Consider the following 17848-nt stretch of genomic DNA (forward strand, 5'->3'; position numbering starts at 1 on the left):
CGGACGAACAGAGGGTGTTGCATGACGGTGCGTCGGGTGATGGGCATCGAGACCGAGTACGGCATCTCCGTACCAGGTCAGCCAGGCGCCAACGCGATGGTGACCTCCTCACAGGTCGTGAACGCCTACCTGGCCGCCTCGGCGGCCCGCGCGCGCAGAGCACGATGGGACTTCGAGGAAGAGAACCCACTCCGCGACGCGCGCGGCTTCGACCTGGCCAGAGAGGTGGCCGATCCCAGCCAGCTGACCGACGAGGACCTCGGCCTGGCCAACGTCATCCTCACCAACGGCGCCCGGCTCTACGTCGACCACGCCCACCCCGAATACTCCTCGCCCGAATGCACCAACCCCCGGGCCGCGGTCATCTGGGACAAAGCGGGGGAGCGGGTGATGTACGACGCGGCCACCCGCGCCTCCGCCATTCCCTCCAACGCCCCCATCCAGCTCTACAAGAACAACACCGACGCCAAGGGCGCCTCCTACGGCTGCCACGAGAACTACCTGATGCGGCGCGCCACCCCGTTCGCCGACATCGTCAGGCACCTCACCCCGTTCTTCGTCTCCCGGCAGGTCGTCGTCGGCGCCGGCAAGGTCGGCATCGGCCAGGACTCCCGCGGCGAAGGCTTCCAGATCAGCCAGCGGGCCGACTTCTTCGAGGTCGAGGTGGGACTGGAGACCACACTCAAGCGGCCCATCATCAACACGCGCGACGAGCCGCACGCCGACCCCGAGAAATACCGGCGGCTGCACGTGATCATCGGCGACGCCAACATGTCGGAGATCTCGACCTATCTCAAGCTCGGCTCCACCGCCCTCGTCCTCGCCATGATCGAAGAGGGCTTCCTCACCCGCGACCTCGCCGTCGAGAACCCCGTGCAGGCCCTCCGGCAGGTCTCCCACGACCCCGGCTGCCGCTACGAGATCCCCATGCGCGACGGCCGCAAGCTCACCGCCGTCCAGCTCCAGATGGAATATCTCGAACAAGCGCGCAAATACGTCGAAGAGCGCGGCACCGCCCAAGAGGAGATGAACAAGGACATCCTCGACCGGTGGGAATCCGTCCTCACCCGCCTCGCCGAAGATCCCATGCAACTCTCCCGCGAGCTCGACTGGGTCGCCAAACTCGAACTCCTCGAGGGCTACCGCACCCGCGACAACCTCCCTTGGTCCCACCCCCGGCTCCAGCTCGTCGACCTGCAATACTCCGACATCCGGCCCGACCGCGGCCTCTACAACCGGCTCGTCGCCCGCGGACGCATGCAACGCCTCGTCACCGAGGAAGAAGTCCAGCGCGCCGTGGAAAACCCGCCCAACGACACCCGCGCCTACTTCCGCGGCCGATGCCTGCGTCAATACAGCGAATCCGTCGCCGCCGCCTCCTGGGACTCCGTCATCTTCGACATCCCCGGCAGGGAGTCACTCCAGCGCGTACCCACCCTGGAGCCGCTCCGCGGCACCAAGGCCCACGTCGGAGAGCTCTTCGACCGCTGCGACACCGCCGCCGACCTCGTCGCCGCCCTCACCGGCGGCGGCGCCGGGTAACACCACCGTCACAGCAGGCCCACACCCAGCGTCAGCGTGCCCACGGCCAGGCACGCCCCGCCCGCCACCGTCAGCCAGATCAGCCTGCTCGGCTTCGTGTCCCTCGGGCGTGCCACTGACAGGAAGAAACCCAGCGGCATCAGGATCGGTGCCGCCACGATGAGCGTGCGGGTCAGTGCCTTCACGCCGTCCGGCAGGCTCGCCTGGTCCACATAGAGCATCGCCACCAGGCCGAACAGCACCAGCACGCCCGCATGGGCATGCCCCGCGCGCCACAGGCCGCGGCGGACCGGGTTGTCCAGGTAGCCCGGGACGTTCCTCATCAGGAACGACAGCAGCGAGACGCCGCCGAAGGCCACCAGCGGGACTGTGATGAGGAGCACACCGGCCGTGCTCAGGGACGAAGGGGACATCTCAACCTCCGGTGGGAACGTGGGTCCAGTATTGGATAGGAGCGCTATCCGGTCAAGCCCGCAAGATCACTGGGCGATCGGCGCGAAATGTCGCCCGGTTCGGGGAAGATATGAAGAGAGGCAGTCCCCCAAGCGGAGGTAGGACATGGCAACCAAGGACACCGGCGGCCAGAAGCAGGCCGGCCGACGTGAGGCCGAAGTTGAGGAGACCGAGGCCTCGGTGGCGCCCGACGTCCAGGAGCGGCAGGAGAAGCTCACGGACGACGTCGACGCAATTCTGGACGAAATAGACGAAGTTCTCGAAGAGAACGCAGAGGAATTCGTGCGCAGCTATGTACAAAAGGGCGGAGAGTAGGGCAAAACGGACAGGCAAAAGGGGTAAATCGGGTGGAAACGCCGGAGGAAACTAAGCGGTGCCCGGACTGTGGGGAGGTCAAAGGCGTCTCTGAGTTCGGGCTCAACAAGCGCATGTCCGATGGGCGGGCGCGATATTGCAAGGTCTGCTTTCGGCGGCGGTCCACTCAGAGCTATCGCAGACGCATGGCGGAGCAGGGCAAAACCGTGCGCGAGGCGCTCTCCATTCCTGAGGGGCACAAATACTGTCCGCGCTGTGAGGAGGTGAAGCCTGTAACGGAGTTCGGGCGCAATCGCGCGGAGAAGTCAGGGCTGACCGCCTACTGCAAGCCGTGTCACAACAATGTGATGCGGGAGGAGCGGGTCAGGAAGCACGGCAGCACGCGCAACTACCACCTGAAACGCCGTTATGGCATCACCGAGGATGATTTTGAGCGCATGCTCGCCCGGCAGGGCGGGCTCTGCGCCATCTGCCGGGTGGTGCCGGGGACGTTCGTGGATCACAGTCACGAGACCGGGCTGGTCCGGGGTGTGCTCTGTTTCAACTGCAACAACGGGCTCGGGCACTTCACGGACAACACGGTGTTGCTGGAGTTGGCCGCTCTCTATCTGGAGGGGGAGGTGCTCTGGCCGGAGTTCGTGGTGCTTCCCGAGCGGCGTGAGGTCGGGCCGGTGGCGCCGACGCGGTCATATCACCTGGCGCAGCGTTATGGGCTGCGGCAGGGGGATGTGGAGCGGATGGTGGCGTTGCAGCACGGGTTGTGCGTGGTGTGCTGGGATCGGGCGCCCGAGCATGTCGATCATTGTCATCGTTCGGGTGATGTGCGTTATGCGTTGTGCCTGCCGTGTAATACGGGGATCGGGCAGTTCCGGGATGATGCCGGGGTGGTGCGGCGGGCGCTTTCGTACATCGAGGCGACGGTTGAGGAGTATGACGACGTTGTGGTGTCGGAGGAGGAGTTGCGGGAGTTGATCGCGGCCGAGGAGCGGCTCCGGGGCGAGTTCTACTCCAGGGTCAACCGGGTGGGGTGACGTTTTTCGCGGGTCCGCTGTTTTCATCGGGCATGGTGTATTCGACGGATACGCCGAGGAGGCGTACGGGGCGGTTGAGGGTGAAGCGGTCGAGGATGGCGCCGGCCGTTCGGGTGATGGTGGCGGGGTCCGTTGTGGGGGCGGGGAGTGTGGACTGGCGGGTCCGCGTGAGGAACGGGGTGAAGCGGACCTTGACGGTGACCCGGGCTATTTCGCGGTCGGCTTCGGCGGCGTCCTGGGCGACGTGGTGGGCGAGGGCGGCGATGTGCCGGGCGATGTCTTCCGGGTCGGTGAGGTCGTGCTGGAAGGTGGTCTCGCGGCTGTGGCCGCGGGCGATCCAGGGGGTGGTGACGACTTCGGCTTCGCCTTTGCCGAGAGCGAGGTAGCGGTACCAGGGGCCGTTGGTGGGGCCGAAGCGGGCGGCCAGGTGGGCGGGGTCGGCGGCGGCGAGTTCGGCGACGGTGTGGTAGCCGAGGTCGGCGAGTTTTTTGGCGGTTTTGGCGCCGATGCCCCAGAGTGCGTCGGTGGGGCGGGGGTTCATGGCCTGGGCCCAGGTGTCACTGGTGAGGCGGTGGATTCCGGCGGGTTTGGCGTAGCCGGAGGCGAGTTTGGCCTGGTGTTTGTTGTCGCCGATGCCGACGGAGCAGGTGAGCCGGGTGCGGGCGTGTACGGCCTGCTGGAGCTCGGCGGCGAGGGCTTCTGGGTCGTCGGTGGTGGCGCCGACGAAGGCTTCGTCCCAGCCCCACACTTCGACGCGGACGGGGAATTCGCGGAGGGTGGCCATGACGAGGGCGGAGGCGGCTTCGTAGGCGGGTGGGTCGCTGGGCAGGAAGACGGCCTCGGGGCAGCGTTTGAGCGCGGTGCGCAGTGGCATGCCGGAGTGGATGCCGAACTCGCGGGCTTCGTAGGTGGCGGTGGCGGCCACGGTGCGGGGCTGGGTGGGGTCGCCTGATCCGCCGACGACGACGGGTCTGCCGCGGAGTTCGGGGTGGCGGAGGAGCTCCACCGCGGCGATGAACTGGTCGAGGTCGACGTGCAGGATCCAGTCCCTGGTGGACATGGTGTCCAGTATGGCCTGCGCGGCCGGTGTCTTCGTGGAGGCCGCGGACGTCCGAGCCGAGGGCGGGAGCGGTCAGGGGTCGGGGGCGCGGGTGTGGAGCGTCTGGCCGCGGTAGAGGAGGGCGCGGCGGGGCACGGCCCAGGCGTGGGTGCCGAGGGGAGGTTCGTCGCCTTCGGGGACGACGAGCTGGATGAGGGCCCCGGGGCTTTCGAGGGTGACGAGGGTGTGGGTGCCGAGACTCTCCAGGACGGAGATGACGCCGGGGAAGGCGTCGGGGCGTTCGGTGCGGGTCAGGTCCATGTATTCCGGGCGTACGCCGTACGTGAGGTGGTCGTCGGGCGTGAGCCCGGCGCGGAGGAGCTCGGTGAGGCCGAGGCGGGCGGCGACCTCGGCGGCTTTGGCGGTGCGCTGGGCGCGGGGGACCTTCTTGATGCGCAGCGGGTAGGCGATGTTGGTGGTGACGGAGGGTGAGCCAGAGGCTGGTGCGGAAGCGGGGGTCGCCGAGCGCGCCGGTGTAGTTGTCGAGCCCGACGACCCGCGGGTCGGCGGCGGACAGGCCGGTGAGGCGGTAGTCGGTGAGCCCCAAGGTAGATGGTCCACAGCGCGGGGAAGACCAGGAAGACGGCGATGAGGACGAGGGCGGGCAGGACGAACGCGGTCGCCCTGCCCTTGCCGAGCCCGGCGGCATCAGCGCTCATGGCGATCCTTCGGATCGCGGTCCGGTCGCTGGGGGCCTGTGTCTTCCCTCGTCTCTCCGGTCGCTTCGCTTCCTGCGTTCCTCAGTCCAGACACAGGCGCTCCCTCACCTGTTCATGGCGATCCTTCGGATCGCGGTTCGGTCGCTGGGGGCCTGTGTCTTCCCTCGTCTCTCCGGTCGCTTCGCTTCCTGCGTTCCTCAGTCCAGACACAGGCGCTCCCTCACCCGCCGATGTTGGCCGCGCCGCCTAGCAGGGCCTCCAGTTTGGCCTGGTAGGCGGAAGAGGCCTCGGCGGCGCTGCGGCCGCTGACGACCGCGGCGGTGGCCTCCTGCAGCGCGGTGGACACCTGCGGGTAGACGGCCACGCCGGGGCGGTAGGCGGTGATGGGCAGCACCTCGTCGGCGACGTAGCGGAGCATGGGGTCGGCGGTGAGCACCTCGCTGTTGACGTCGGTGCGGGAGCTGATCCGCACCTGCCCGGCGAGCTGCGACTTCGTCGCCGCCGCCGAGTGCATGAACGCCAGCAACTCCCAGGCCAGCCTGGGATTCTCGGAGAACGGGTTGAGCACGCGTACGGCGCCGCCGGACATGCTGACGTGGTCCTGGCCGCGGATGCCGGCGCCGGCCTGCTTGGCGGGGATCTTGGCGTAGCCGACGACCTGGTCGCGGTCCCGCATCGGGGCGACCCCGGCGGTGGGCTCGACGACGGAGCGCCAGAAGTAGTCGCTCTCGGCCAGGATGCCGATCCCGCCCTCGGCGAACTGGGCGAACGACTTGTCGCGGCCCTTGGCCTCCTGCTGCAGCCGGGGGTCGCCGAGGCCGCTGCCGCCGTAGATCTGCTGGTAGAAGCCGAGCGCGTCCTTCATGGCCTGGGAGTCGCCGGTCCACTTGCCGGTGGCGTAGATCTCCGATCCGGCGCCGGCGAGCAGCGGCAGCATGCCCTGCATGGTGGTGGCCTCGCCCATGGCGGTGCCGGCGTTGATCTGGATCGGGGTGGGCACGCCGGCGGCCTTGAGCTTGGTGCCGGCGTCGATGATGTCCTGCCAGCTCGTGGGCTGCCACGGTTCGGGCAGGCCGGCCTTCTTGAACAGGGTCTTGTTGTAGAACAGGACGCGGCCGTCGGTGCCCTGCGGCAGGCCGTACTTCTTGCCGTCGAAGATGCCCAGGCCCTGCACGGCCTGCGGGATCTGTGACCAGCCCTCCCACTGGTCGGCGGCGGCGGCGCCGCCGACCTCGGCGAGCGGCTTGATGTATCCCGCCTGGGCGAACTCGCCGACCCAGATGCCGTCGAGGTCGATGACGTCGGCGCCGGTCTTCGACTTGAGGTCGAGTGCGATCTTCGTCTTGTACTGCTCGTCGTCGACGCCGCTGGCCTGGAACCGCACCTTGACCTCCGGGTGGGTCTTCTGGAACTCGGGGATGACCCACTTGGTGATCCAGTCGGCCGACTCGGAGTTCTTGCCGCCGGAGATCGAGTTGGCCGCGATCGTGAGGGTGACGTCGTCTCCGCCGGGCTCCCGGGCGGTGCCGCAGGAGGTGAGCGCCAGGACGGTGATGACCCCGATCACCGCAGGTCGGCTGGGGAATCGCATGTCGGCCTCCTGTTCAGGACGTGCAGACATACCGACAATCGCATGGGCGGTGGCGGGCGTAAAGGAACGATCTGAACACGGGCTCGCGGCCCGCCGGGCGGGGGATGGTTCGCCGTGAGCTGATCGTGGGAAGTGCAGACAGCAACGCAACATGAGTAGGGTCGCCCTAGGAACACTGACGTTTGGAGGGAGTCGCGTGGCATCGCACAGGGATCTGCCCGTCGGCTTGGTGGACCAGCTTTTCCGCAACACCGGAAGTTCCTCGTTCACCGAGTTTGTCGGCTCGTACGCGCCTGAGTTGCTGCCGCAGCGGGACGAGGTGCTGGCCACCCCGATCGGCGACCAGGTGCCGCACGCGACCACGATCGTGGCCGCCACCTTCGCCGGCGGGGTCGTCATGGCGGGTGACCGGCGGGCGACGTCCGGCAACATCATCTCGCAGCGTGACGTGGAGAAGGTGTTCCGCGCCGACGACTATTCATGCATGGGCATCGCGGGCACGGCCAGCACGGGCATCGAGTTCGCCCGCCTCTTCCGGGTGGAGCTGGAGCACTACGAGAAGCTCGAGGGCCGCACGATGTCGGTGGCGGGCAAGGCCAACCGGCTGGCCACCATGATCAGGGGCAATCTGGCCATGGCGATGCAGGGGCTGGTGGTGGTGCCGCTGTTCGCCGCGTACGATCCGGACAAGGACGAGGGGCGGATCTTCAGCTACGACGTGGCGGGCGGCCCCTACGAGCGGGACAGGTTCGACGCGATCGGGTCCGGCTCGATCTTCGCGCGCGGGGCGCTGAAGAAGCTCTACCGCGACGGCTCGTCGGCCGACGACATGGTGATGACGCTGATCCAGGCGCTCTACGACGCCGCCGACGACGACTCGGCGACCGGCGGGCCCGACGTGACCAGGAAGATCTGGCCGATCGTGTCCGTGATCGACGCCGACGGCCACCGCCGGTTGTCGGAGGAGCAGGTGTCCGGCTTCGTCGAGCAGATCCTCGAAGCCCGCCTGAGCTCGCCCGACGGCCCCATCGCCCCGCTGCGCTAGAAAGGACCACCACCGGTGTCCATGCCTTTTGGATATGCCTCCCCTGAGCAGATCATGCGGGACAAGGCCGACTATGCCCGCAAGGGCATCGCGCGCGGCCGTTCCGTCGTGGTCCTTCAGTACGTCGACGGCATCCTGTTCGTCGCGCCCAACCCGTCGCGCGCCCTGCACAAGATCAGTGAGATCTACGACCGGATCGGGTTCGCGGCCGTCGGGCGCTACAACGAGTTCGAGGAGCTGCGGCTGGGCGGCATCCGCTACGCCGACGTCAACGGCTACACCTACGACCGGTCCGACGTGACCGGGCGCGGCCTGGCCAACCTCTACGCCTCCAACCTGGGCCGGATCTTCACCGAGTCGATCAAGTCGCTGGAGGTGGAGGTCGTCGTCGCCGAGGTGGGCGAGACCAAGGACGGCGACGCGATCTACCGGCTGACGTTCGACGGGTCGGTGTTCGACGAGCACGGCTTCGCCGCGATGGGCGGGCAGGCGGAGGCGGTGGCGGGGCGGCTGAAGGAGCGCTACCGGGAGTCGATGTCGCTGGCCGACGCGCTGGAGGTGGCGCTGACGGCGCTGACCGAGCCGGGCGGGGAGCGGCCGCCCGTGGCGCAGCTCGAAGTGGCGGTGCTCGACCGCAACCGGGAGAACCGCAAGTTCCTGCGGTTGACGGGCGCGCGGCTGGAGCGGCTGCTCGCCCAGACCTCCACCCCGCCGGCCGCCCCGGCGGAGCCGCCTCCCGCGACGGCGACGCCGCCGAGTGGCGACACGCCGCCTCCGACGGGGCCTGAGGGCGACGTGGACGACGGGTCCTCGCCACTGTAGGGATTTTTCCGGCTTGATTCTGTGGGGGCCGCTACGGCGGTCCCCACAGGCGTCTCCGGGGCCGCCGGTGGCTGCCGCTGGCGTTCCAGGGGGCGTCCGGGTGGCTCCCACGGGCGTGTCGGGAGTGTGGGTTGGGGCTGTTGCGGTGGGTTTTTTGGGGGATGCGGGGTCTGTGGGGTTGCGGGGGATGTGATCTGTTTCACTCGGAGGCGGTCGAACTTCGTAGGGTGATCGGGGATCTCAGGATCTGTGAACATTGCGATGCGGACTCTTCTGGCGGCCGGTGCCGCCGCGGCCGTGTTGGGGGCCTCCGGCGCGGGGGCGCAGGCGGCCGTGGCTCCGAAGGACAAGGCGCCCGCTCCGTTCGGCACCTCCTTTCAGCCCGATCCCGGGCATGACTTCACCCGGGGGATCCATTCCCGCCACGACGGGGTGCTGCGTGGCTGGATCACCTACGTAGGCGACGGCGTGGCCGAGTACGAGCCCGTCAAGTGGCAGAAGGGCACCCGGGCCGAGGGGAGGTTCGTGGGCCTGCCCGAGGGCGACTCCATGGCCTACGCCTCGCCGATCGCCGGGCACGTGGCGTTCCTGTCGGCGTACGGCTGCGGCACGTCGCCGTCGGGGATGACGGTCGGCCGGAAGACGGGGCTCGGCGACCGGAAGTGCTCCAGGTCCGTACTGATCAAGCGGCACGCGGGTCACCGGATGCCGTCGCTCATCACGGTGCGCAAGGGGCATATCACCCGGGTTCAGGAAATCTGGACTCCCTGACCCGTACCGCGAGGTCCCCGTGCCCCGTGGGGGCGGGCGCGGGGCCGCGAATCCGGAGAAATCGGAGTAACGGGGGAGTGCTCGAACAGGCCACGCGGGAAAACACGTGGAAGATCTCTCCCGCTACCCGATCCGTGGGCATAGTGTGAGGTGATGGATCGTCGCATCTTCGGGCTGGAGAACGAGTACGGCGTGACCTGCACGTTCAGGGGCCAGCGCAGGTTGTCCCCCGACGAGGTCGCGCGCTACTTGTTCCGGCGGGTCGTGTCCTGGGGCCGATCGAGCAACGTCTTTCTCCGCAATGGCGCACGTCTCTATCTCGACGTGGGCAGCCATCCTGAATACGCAACCCCCGAGTGTGACAACGTCATCGAGCTCGTCACCCACGACAAGGCGGGCGAGCGCATCCTGGAAGGTCTGCTCGTGGACGCCGAGAAACGGCTCCGCGAGGAGGGCATCGCCGGTGACATCTACCTGTTCAAGAACAACACCGACTCGGCCGGAAACTCCTACGGCTGCCACGAAAACTACCTGGTCGGCCGGCACGGCGAGTTCGGGCGGCTGGCGGACGTGCTGATCCCGTTCCTGGTGACGCGGCAGATCGTGTGCGGGGCGGGCAAGGTGCTGCAGACGCCGCGCGGCGCGGTCTACTGCGTCTCGCAGCGGGCCGAGCACATCTGGGAGGGCGTCTCCAGCGCCACCACCCGCTCCAGGCCCATCATCAACACCAGGGACGAGCCGCACGCCGACGCCGAGCGCTTCCGCCGCCTGCACGTCATCGTGGGCGACTCCAACATGAGCGAGACCACGATGCTGCTCAAGGTCGGAGCCACCGACCTGGTGCTGCGGATGATCGAGTCGGGCACCGTGATGCGGGACCTGTCGCTGGAAAACCCGATCCGGGCGATCCGCGAGGTCTCCCACGACATGACGGGCCGGCGCCGGGTGCGCCTCGCCAACGGGCGCGAGGCCTCCAGCCTGGAGATCCAGCAGGAATACCTGTCGAAGGCGAAGGACTTCGTCGACCGGCGCGGCGGCGACGCCATCGCGCACCGGGTGCTGGAGCTGTGGGAGCGTACGCTGACGGCGGTCGACACCGGCAACCTGGACCTGGTGTCGCGGGAGATCGACTGGGTGACGAAATACCAGTTGATCGAGCGTTACCGCAAGAAGTACGACCTGCCGCTGTCCTCGCCGCGAGTGGCGCAACTCGACCTGGCCTACCACGACGTGCACCGCAAGCGGGGCCTGTTCTACCTGCTGCAGAAGCGCGGCTCGGTGGAGCGGGTGGCCTCCGACCTGAAGATCTTCGAGGCGAAGTCGGTGCCGCCGCAGACGACCAGGGCGCGGCTGCGCGGCGAGTTCATCCGCAAGGCGCAGGAGAAGCGGCGCGACTTCACCGTCGACTGGGTGCATCTGAAGCTCAACGACCAGGCGCAGCGCACGGTGCTGTGCAAGGACCCGTTCCGCAGCGTGGACGAGAGGGTGGACAAGCTCATCGCCGGCATGTAGGCGGCGGCGGGGTCTTGCCGCGGGCACGCGATCAAGGCCCTGCCACGGGGCCGCGGGTGCGGGAGGTCTTGTCGCGGGCGCGATCAAGGCTGTGCCGCGGGCATGTGGGTGCGGCGCGGGGCGGTGCGTACCTGCCCGTGCTCGCCCCGCCCTCCCCCTGGAAGAGGGGGGTTCCTGTGCGGAATGTCGGGCGGGGTGGTGCGGCGCGCCGGGCCGGTGATGGCTTACCTCGGCCCTACCCGGATCTCGGGTAGGGTGACGCGAACTGATGTCTTTCCGAGGGAAACCCATGCGCCGCGCTCTGGCCGTACTGGCCGCCGTGCCTTTGATCTTGCTTGCCGCCGCCTGCGGCTCCGACGACGGCTCGACCACCGGCGCCACGACCGGCGGGGCCACCGGGGTCAAGGTCGCCGGAAACGTGGGCGCCAAGCCCACGGTGACCTTCCCCGCCGGTTCGCCCGCGACGAAGTCGTCCTATGAGGTGATCCAGCCGGGCAACGGCCCGGTGGTCAAGTCGGGCGACCGGGTGGTCGTCAACCTGACCGTCTACAACTGGGACGGAAAGGGCAACGCCGTTCAGGGTTCCTCCTATGACACCAAGACACCGGAGACGATCCCCGTCGACGAGCAGCTCCCGCAGGTGCTGCAGGAGGGCTTCACCAAGGTCAAGCACGGCGGCCGGCTGCTGGCGGTGCTGGCCAACGACTCGGTCGCGCCGGGGCAGCAGACGGCGCCGAACGAGCCGACCAAGGTGTTCGTGCTCGACGTCGTCGGCACCCAGCCGGCGCCGCTGAAGGCCGCCACCGGCAAGGAGACCGGCGAGAGCCTCAAGGGCGTCAAGGTCGGCGACCCCGGCGGGGAGAAGGCGCCCACGCTGACCACGAAGACGGACGCGAAGCCGGACAAGAAGCTCGTCGTCAAGACCCTCATCCAGGGCACCGGCCCGAAGGTGACGGCCAACCAGACGCTGACGGTGCACTACACGGGCAAGATCTGGGGCACCGACAAGCAGTTCGACTCCAGCTGGGAGCGGGGCCAGCCGGCCGAGTTCCCGCTCTCCGGGGTGATCCAGGGCTGGCAGCAGGGCCTGGCCGGGGTGCCCGTGGGCAGCCGGGTCGTGATGAGCATCCCGCCGGACCTGGGCTACGGCTCCCAGGAGCAGAACGGCATCCCGGCGAACAGCACGCTGGTGTTCGTGGTGGACGTTCTCGCGGCTTACTGACGCGCGATCCAGCGGCGCGGTAGCATCGCGGGGCCCGGCGTCCGCCGGGCCCCGCTCCGCGTGGGGAGGACCGCCGATGCGCCGCCGTACCGCCGTGTTGCCGCTGCTGGCAGCCCTGCTGGCCGGGCTGCCGGCGGGGGGCTGCACGGGCGGGGCGGCCGGCGCCCTGGACCTGAAGGTGGGCGGGGCGTTCGGCGCGCGGCCGGCGATCGTCTTCCCCGGCGGCAAGCCGGCGGCGGGCCTGCAGGTGGACGAGCTGGCCACGGGCAAGGGCCGGCGGCTGGCCGCCGACGACGTGGCGATCGTGCAGTACACCGCGCACGTGTGGGACGGCGGCGAGAACCGCCTGGTCGACTCCAGCTTCAACCGCGGCACCCCGGCGGCGTTCCCGGTGGGGGAGCTGCTGCCGGGCCTGGACCGGGCCTTGCGGGGGCGCACGGTGGGCAGCCGGGTCATCGCGGCCATCCCGCCGGGGGACGGGTTCGGCGCCAACCCGCCGCACGGCATCGGCGCGGGCGAGGAGCTTTTCTACGTCGTGGACATCATCGGCGCGCACGCCAAGGGCGTCACGGTCGGGGGGCGCGGCGGCTCGCTGGCGGGTGTGCGGGTCTCCGGCGGCGCCCGTCCCAGGCTGGCCGTGCCGGCCGGGACGCCGCCCGCCCGGTTCGAGGCCAAGGTGCTGGCCAGGGGCGACGGGCGCAGGACACAGGCGGGGCAGCTCGTGGTCACCCAGTACGAGGGCGCCGTGTGGGGCCGCCGCGGGATGTTCGACGCGACGTGGCCGGCGGGGCGGCCCAAGGCGTTCCGGATCGGCGACGGCAGCGTGATCAAGGGCTGGGACAGGGCGCTGGTGGGCGTGCCGGTGGGCAGCCGCGTGGTGATGATCGTCCCGCCCGCCTACGGGTACGGGGCCGCCGGCAACACGGCGTTCGGCATCAGGCCCGCCGACACGCTCGTTTTCGTGGTCGACGTGATCGCCGCCTACTGAGGCAGCATGAAAGGCATGATCCGTGTTTTTGTGGCGATTTGCACCGCTTTATGTGTCATGCTCGGTCTGGCCCCCGCGGCCTCCGCGGCGACCGCCAATCCCCCGTTCTGCAAGGGCGTGAAGTCCTGCACCTTCGGCGGGGACGCCGGCCAGACCTGGGTGAACGCCCCCGCCTCCTCCGCGGCCAAGGGCCGCGCCATCGCCGCCCGCCTGCTGAGCAACGCCAAGGCGGTGCACCGCGGCTACGGGGCGCCGCGGTGGATCAACATCCACGTGATCAAGAAGGGCTCGTGCCGGCGCACGTACGGCCACCGCCCGCCCAGCCGCGCCTGCGCGTACGAGCACGTGCTGAAGAAGCTCTCATAGACTCGCCCCTGTGAGGAGTGACGACCTGGAGGCGCTGGCCCTGCTGCACGACCCCGTCCGCCGCAGCCTCTACGCCGCCGTCGTGGCCGGCGGTGGCGACGTGGGCAGGGGCGAGGCGGCCGAGGCGGCGGGCGTGTCCAGGACGCTCGCCGGGCACCACCTGGACAAGCTGGTCGAGGCCGGCCTGCTGGAGAGCGGCTTCCGGCAGCAGGAGAGGAAGGGCCCGGGCAGCGGCCGGCCCGCGAAGATCTACCGCCGGGCCGGGGGAGAGCGGTCGGTGAGCCTGCCGCCGCGCGACTACACCACGCTCGCCTCCGTGCTGGCCGACGTGGTGGCGGAGCTCGGCGCCGAGGAGCGGGCCGAGCGGGCGGCGCGGGCGGCGGGCGCCGGGATCGCGGCCCGGAACGCGGGCGAGCCGGTCGGGCGGGTGCTGGACGGGAGCGGCTACGAGCCCTACGCCGAGGACGGGGTGCTGCGGTTGCGCAACTGCCCGTTCCACGTAATAGCCGAGGAGCAGCCGCTGCTGGTGTGCTCCATGAACCTGGCGCTGTGCCAGGGGCTGCTCGAAGGGCTCGGCGAGGACCCGGGCCGGGCCGCGCTGGACCCGCGGCCGGGGGAGTGCTGCGTCGTGCTGAAAGCGCACGGCTCGGGAACGGGGAAGGTGGGTCCTTCTAAAGCAAATGATTCTTGACATAGAAGGTGGGTGATGCTGTGCTGTCTGGTATGCACCTCGCCGAGCTCAACATCGCCCACCTGCGCGCCCCCATCGACAGCGCCGAACTCGCCGGATTCGTCGCCGAACTCGAGCCCGTCAACGCCCTCGCCGACGCGGCTCCCGGGTTCGTGTGGCGGCTCAAGGAGAGCGAGACCGACCCCACCGCCACCGTCGCGCACGACTACGGCGACCACCTGCTGCTCAACTTCTCGGTGTGGGAGTCGCTGGACTCGCTCTGGAACTACGTCTACCGCAGCCCCCACCTGGCCGTGCTGAGGCGGCGCAGGGAGTGGTTCCTGCGGATCGCGGAGCCGTACATGGTGATGTGGTGGATCCCCGAGGGCCACATCCCCTCGCTGGCGGAGGCGATGGACCGGCTGGGGCGCCTCAGGGCCGAGGGGCCGAGCCCCGAGGCGTTCACGTTCAAGGACTCCTACGACAGCAGCGAGGTCGTCAGCCGGCCCGCCGCCGCCGAGGCCAGGAAGTAGGCCAGGTCCTCCGTCAGGCCCCGTCCCATGGTCGACAGCCGCACCGGCGAGTCCGCCAGGGCCTCGCGCAGGCCGTCCACCGGCACCGGCACCAGGCGATGCCGGACGGCCAGCAGCTCCGCCTGGTCCTTGACCCGCTCGCCGAACTCGCCCGGCAGCACCGGCACCGGCACGTCCGCCGGGGCGAGCGCGACCCGGCCGTAGGCGGTCAGCGAGTGGTGTGAGATGCCGTAGTGGCGCTCGCGCTTATCGCCCTCGCTGACCCGCAGGGCCGCCACCGGCCGCCCGCGCAGCACCGCGGCCGCGTTCACCGCCTCGCCCGCCGCCACCCCCGAGAAGCCCCACCGGGTGCCGGTGCCCAGGTTGCCCGGCCCCTGCGCGACGATCGCCACGTCGGCCTCCAGCACGCGCCGGGCCGCCAGCAGGCCGGTGTGCACGGTGACCGCCTCGACGTCGCCGCCGAACGCCTGGCCCACCGTCACCACGCCCGCCAGCCAGCCGAGCTCGCGCAGCCGGGCCGCCGCCATCGAGAACCAGGCGGGCAGCGCGCCGCCGTCCTGCATCACGTACGCCACCCGCGGGGTGCCGGGGGACCCGCCCGCGTACAGGCCGCACAGGATCGGCGGCAGCGCCGAGTGCAGATCCGCCACGATCACCGGCATCCCGTCCAGGGAGTCGGCCTCGCGCAACACGTCGTGATGCGGGGAGTCCTGCTCGTCCGCGCCCAGCACCGTGGCCTGCAGCGGCGTGTACCGGGCCTTCACCAGGTGCCCGGGACCGGTGGGATCTTGCGGCAAACGGTTCGGGACGGCCACCACCATGGCGTAACCTCCCGTACCGAGACCCATCGCGAGCGCGGTCGTGTTGAGCAGCACCTCGTCGCCGGGTTCCGGGCGGCCCACCAAGGGCGGATACGCCAGCGCCCGGCACTCACCCTCGGGGACGGTGACATCCAGCTCGACCGCTCCCGGCCACTCGCGTCGGATCCGGACAACTTCGCCCTTGCGCCATCTGATCACGGGGGCAGGGTAGCGTCGATGAAGGAGGAGTGAGGCAGATGTCGCGCCGGAAGACGGAACGGTTGCTCAATCTGGTGATCTGCCTGCTCGCCACCCGGCGCCCGCTGTCGGCCGAGCAGATCCGCCAGGCCGTGCCGGGTTACGACCGGGACGGCGACGAGGCGTTCCAGCGCATGTTCGAGCGGGACAAGAACGAGTTGCGCGAGATCGGCATCCCCATCGACGTGGTGCGCGATCCGTGGGAGGACGAGCCGGGCTACCGGATCGAGCGGGAGTCGTACGAGCTGCCGGAGATCACCCTGGAGCCCGACGAGGCCGCCGTGCTGGGCCTGGCCGCCCAGGTGTGGCAGCGCGCCAGCCTGGCCGAGGCCGCCTCGGGGGCGCTGCTGAAGCTGCGGGCCGGGGGCGTGGCCACCGACCAGCCGGTCGGCGGGACGATCGCCGGGAGCGCGCTGGAGCTGCGCGTGGACACCCGCGACCCGGCCTTCCCGGCGCTGTGGGACGCCGTGCGCGACCGGCGGCCGGTGCGCTTCGACTACCGCGGCGCGGGCAGCGAGACCGTGCGCAGCCGCACCGTGGAGCCGTGGGGCGTGGTCAGCCGCCGCGGCCGCTGGTATCTGGCCGGGTTCGACCGCGACCGGGAGGCGCCGCGGGCCTTCCGGGTCAGCCGCATCACCGGGCAGGTCACCACCGTCGGCAGGCCGGGCACGGTCGAGGTGCCCGCTGAGCTCGACCTGCGGGCCATGGTCGGCTTCCCGGACGAGCCGGCCGACGAGCGGGTGGCGGTGGTCCGCGTACGCCAGGGGGCGTGCGAGGGAGTGCGCCAGCTGGCCAGGGCCGTGCATCCGGGCACCGACGGATGGGACGAGGCGGAGCTGGCCTTCACCGATCCGGAACGCCTCGCCGGGTGGATGGCCAGCCTCGGCGCCGACGTCGAGGTGGTCGAGCCGCCGGACGCCCGCGAGGCCGTCATCCGCCGACTGAAGGGGGCGATCGCGTGAGCGAGCGAAGCGGGCGAGCCATCGGACACAGCAGCGAGCGAAGCGGGCGAGCCATCGGACACGGCAGTGGTCCGGTCGTGCGGCCGGCGGAGGAGGGCGCATGAGCGGGTCCGCTGACCGGCTGCCCAGGTTGCTGGCGCTGGTGCCGTACCTGATGTCCCATCCCGGGGCGCAGGTGGACGAGGTGGCCGGGGTGTTCGGGCTGAGCGAGAAGCAGCTCATCGACGACCTGCAGCTCGTGTGGATGTGCGGGCTGCCCGGGCACACCCCTGGCGACCTCATCGACGTGTCCTGGGACGGTGGCGAGATCGTCATCGACAATGCCGACACCATCGCCAGGCCGCTGCGGCTCGGCATCGACGAGGCCAGCGCCCTGCTGGTCGCGCTGCGGGTGCTGGCCGCGACCCCGGAGCTGGCCGCGGTGCAGACCGCGAGCGACGCGCTGCCCCGGGTGATGGCCAAGCTGGAGCGGGCCGCGGGGGAGGGCGCCGCGACCGTCAGCAGCCAGGTCGCGGTCGACGTGGACGCCGCGCCCGACGCGCTGCCCCGGGTCCGCGAGGGGCTGACCAGGGGCCGCCGCCTGTCGCTGCGCTACTACGTGCCCGGGCGGGACGAGGTGACGCCGCGCGAGGTGGACCCCATGCGGCTGATGGTCGTCGACGGCCGCGCCTACCTGGAGGGCTGGTGCTACCGCGCCGAGGCGATGCGGCTGTTCCGGCTGGATCGGGTGCTCGGCGTGGACGTGCTCGACGTGCCCGCCGACCCGCCCGCCGAGGCCGAGCCCATCGACGTCACCCGGGGCGTCTTCCGGCCCTCGCCCACCGATGAGCTGGTGGAGCTGGAGGTGAGCGCCGCCGGCCGGTGGGTGGCCGAGTACTACCCGTGCGAGCAGGTGACCGAGCTCGGCGAGGGCCGGCTGCGGGTGGCGCTGCGGGCCCGCGATGAGGACTGGATCCTCAAGCTGGCGCTGCGCCTGGGCGACACCGGCCGGGTCGTCTCACCTCCCGAGATGGCCGAGACCGTGCGCCAGGAGGCCGAGCGCGCCCTGGCCCGCTACGCTCACCAGTCATGACGTTGATATACCTGAGCGCGGCGCTGGGCGTGGCCGGGCTGGGCGTGCTGGGGGTGGCGGGTGCCCGACTGGTGGTGGCCGCACGTAGTCTGAAGAGTGAAATCGCCGGGGCGAATGAGCAACTTCAGCCGCGGCGG

19 protein-coding genes are annotated in these 17848 nt (G+C 70.2%); 14 read left to right on the forward strand and 5 right to left on the reverse strand.

Features of this window, described 5'->3' with window-relative positions; translation table 11 throughout:
- The first annotated feature begins 21 nt into the window (after positions 1 to 21).
- Positions 22 to 1542 (forward strand): depupylase/deamidase Dop, encoded by a 1521-nt coding sequence (gene dop, locus ABGB18_RS18860; protein WP_347696819.1) that lies wholly within the window; start codon positions 22 to 24, stop codon positions 1540 to 1542.
- A gap of 8 nt (positions 1543 to 1550) precedes the next feature.
- On the opposite strand, the gene ABGB18_RS18865 is transcribed toward dop, so the two are convergent.
- The gene (locus ABGB18_RS18865; protein WP_347696820.1) at positions 1551 to 1955 is read right to left on the reverse strand and encodes a hypothetical protein; all 405 of its coding nucleotides are present in this window, start codon (positions 1953 to 1955) and stop codon (positions 1551 to 1553) included.
- A 145-nt stretch (positions 1956 to 2100) separates the two neighbouring features.
- Between ABGB18_RS18865 and ABGB18_RS18870 the strand changes: the two genes are divergently transcribed.
- Together ABGB18_RS18870 and ABGB18_RS18875 are read left to right on the forward strand one after the other, a co-directional pair.
- The gene (locus tag ABGB18_RS18870; RefSeq protein ID WP_347696821.1) at positions 2101 to 2310 is read left to right on the forward strand and encodes a ubiquitin-like protein Pup; all 210 of its coding nucleotides are present in this window, start codon (positions 2101 to 2103) and stop codon (positions 2308 to 2310) included.
- A gap of 185 nt (positions 2311 to 2495) precedes the next feature.
- Positions 2496 to 3341 (forward strand): endonuclease domain-containing protein, encoded by an 846-nt coding sequence (locus ABGB18_RS18875; RefSeq protein ID WP_347696822.1) that lies wholly within the window; start codon positions 2496 to 2498, stop codon positions 3339 to 3341.
- Here the strand turns inward: ABGB18_RS18875 and ABGB18_RS18880 are convergent.
- From ABGB18_RS18880 to ABGB18_RS18890, 3 genes are all read right to left on the reverse strand, one after another.
- Positions 3325 to 4401, reverse strand: coding sequence for a DNA polymerase IV (locus ABGB18_RS18880; protein ID WP_347696823.1), 1077 nt, complete (start codon positions 4399 to 4401; stop codon positions 3325 to 3327). The two genes, ABGB18_RS18875 and ABGB18_RS18880, sit on opposite strands and share 17 nt — an antisense overlap.
- Before the next feature lie 72 nt (positions 4402 to 4473).
- Entirely contained in the window at positions 4474 to 5001 is a 528-nt protein-coding gene (locus ABGB18_RS18885) for a TOBE domain-containing protein (protein WP_347696824.1), read from the reverse strand.
- Between the two features lie 318 nt (positions 5002 to 5319).
- Positions 5320 to 6690 carry an extracellular solute-binding protein gene (locus ABGB18_RS18890; protein ID WP_347696825.1) on the reverse strand — a complete coding sequence of 457 codons (1371 nt, stop codon included), beginning with the start codon at positions 6688 to 6690 and terminating at the stop codon, positions 5320 to 5322.
- A gap of 196 nt (positions 6691 to 6886) precedes the next feature.
- Here ABGB18_RS18890 and prcB point away from each other — a divergent pair, with 196 nt between their 5' ends.
- From prcB to ABGB18_RS18935, 9 genes are all read left to right on the forward strand, one after another.
- Complete coding sequence (prcB, locus tag ABGB18_RS18895; protein ID WP_347696826.1) at positions 6887 to 7735, forward strand: proteasome subunit beta; 849 nt, start codon at positions 6887 to 6889, stop codon at positions 7733 to 7735.
- A 21-nt stretch (positions 7736 to 7756) separates the two neighbouring features.
- Complete coding sequence (prcA, locus tag ABGB18_RS18900; RefSeq protein WP_347696827.1) at positions 7757 to 8557, forward strand: proteasome subunit alpha; 801 nt, start codon at positions 7757 to 7759, stop codon at positions 8555 to 8557.
- A gap of 261 nt (positions 8558 to 8818) precedes the next feature.
- On the forward strand, positions 8819 to 9328 hold the full coding sequence (locus ABGB18_RS18905) for a hypothetical protein (RefSeq protein ID WP_347696828.1): 510 nt from the start codon (positions 8819 to 8821) through the stop codon (positions 9326 to 9328).
- A gap of 153 nt (positions 9329 to 9481) precedes the next feature.
- Positions 9482 to 10840, forward strand: coding sequence for a Pup--protein ligase (gene pafA / locus ABGB18_RS18910; protein ID WP_347696829.1), 1359 nt, complete (start codon positions 9482 to 9484; stop codon positions 10838 to 10840).
- A 289-nt stretch (positions 10841 to 11129) separates the two neighbouring features.
- Positions 11130 to 12062, forward strand: a complete 933-nt coding sequence (locus ABGB18_RS18915; RefSeq protein ID WP_347696830.1) for an FKBP-type peptidyl-prolyl cis-trans isomerase — start codon at positions 11130 to 11132, stop codon at positions 12060 to 12062.
- A 76-nt stretch (positions 12063 to 12138) separates the two neighbouring features.
- Positions 12139 to 13050 carry an FKBP-type peptidyl-prolyl cis-trans isomerase gene (locus ABGB18_RS18920; RefSeq protein ID WP_347696831.1) on the forward strand — a complete coding sequence of 304 codons (912 nt, stop codon included), beginning with the start codon at positions 12139 to 12141 and terminating at the stop codon, positions 13048 to 13050.
- Positions 13051 to 13107: 57 nt separating this feature from the next.
- Positions 13108 to 13416, forward strand: coding sequence for a hypothetical protein (locus tag ABGB18_RS18925; RefSeq protein WP_347696832.1), 309 nt, complete (start codon positions 13108 to 13110; stop codon positions 13414 to 13416).
- Between the two features lie 10 nt (positions 13417 to 13426).
- Positions 13427 to 14107, forward strand: coding sequence for a helix-turn-helix domain-containing protein (locus tag ABGB18_RS18930; protein ID WP_347696833.1), 681 nt, complete (start codon positions 13427 to 13429; stop codon positions 14105 to 14107).
- 23 nt (positions 14108 to 14130) lie between these two features.
- The gene (locus ABGB18_RS18935; RefSeq protein ID WP_347696956.1) at positions 14131 to 14619 is read left to right on the forward strand and encodes a DUF3291 domain-containing protein; all 489 of its coding nucleotides are present in this window, start codon (positions 14131 to 14133) and stop codon (positions 14617 to 14619) included.
- Here ABGB18_RS18935 and ABGB18_RS18940 read toward each other — a convergent pair.
- Complete coding sequence (locus ABGB18_RS18940; RefSeq protein WP_347696834.1) at positions 14565 to 15638, reverse strand: DUF3866 family protein; 1074 nt, start codon at positions 15636 to 15638, stop codon at positions 14565 to 14567. The two genes, ABGB18_RS18935 and ABGB18_RS18940, sit on opposite strands and share 55 nt — an antisense overlap.
- A gap of 38 nt (positions 15639 to 15676) precedes the next feature.
- On the opposite strand from ABGB18_RS18940, the gene ABGB18_RS18945 reads away from it, so the two are divergent.
- Positions 15677 to 16639, forward strand: coding sequence for a WYL domain-containing protein (locus ABGB18_RS18945; RefSeq protein ID WP_347696835.1), 963 nt, complete (start codon positions 15677 to 15679; stop codon positions 16637 to 16639).
- Between the two features lie 100 nt (positions 16640 to 16739).
- A complete protein-coding gene (locus tag ABGB18_RS18950; RefSeq protein ID WP_347696836.1) occupies positions 16740 to 17711 on the forward strand; it encodes a WYL domain-containing protein in 972 nt (323 codons plus the stop codon).
- Positions 17712 to 17848 lie beyond the last annotated feature (137 nt).

This window comes from Nonomuraea sp. B12E4, assembly GCF_039871825.1.
In the GTDB taxonomy this organism is placed as follows: domain Bacteria; phylum Actinomycetota; class Actinomycetes; order Streptosporangiales; family Streptosporangiaceae; genus Nonomuraea.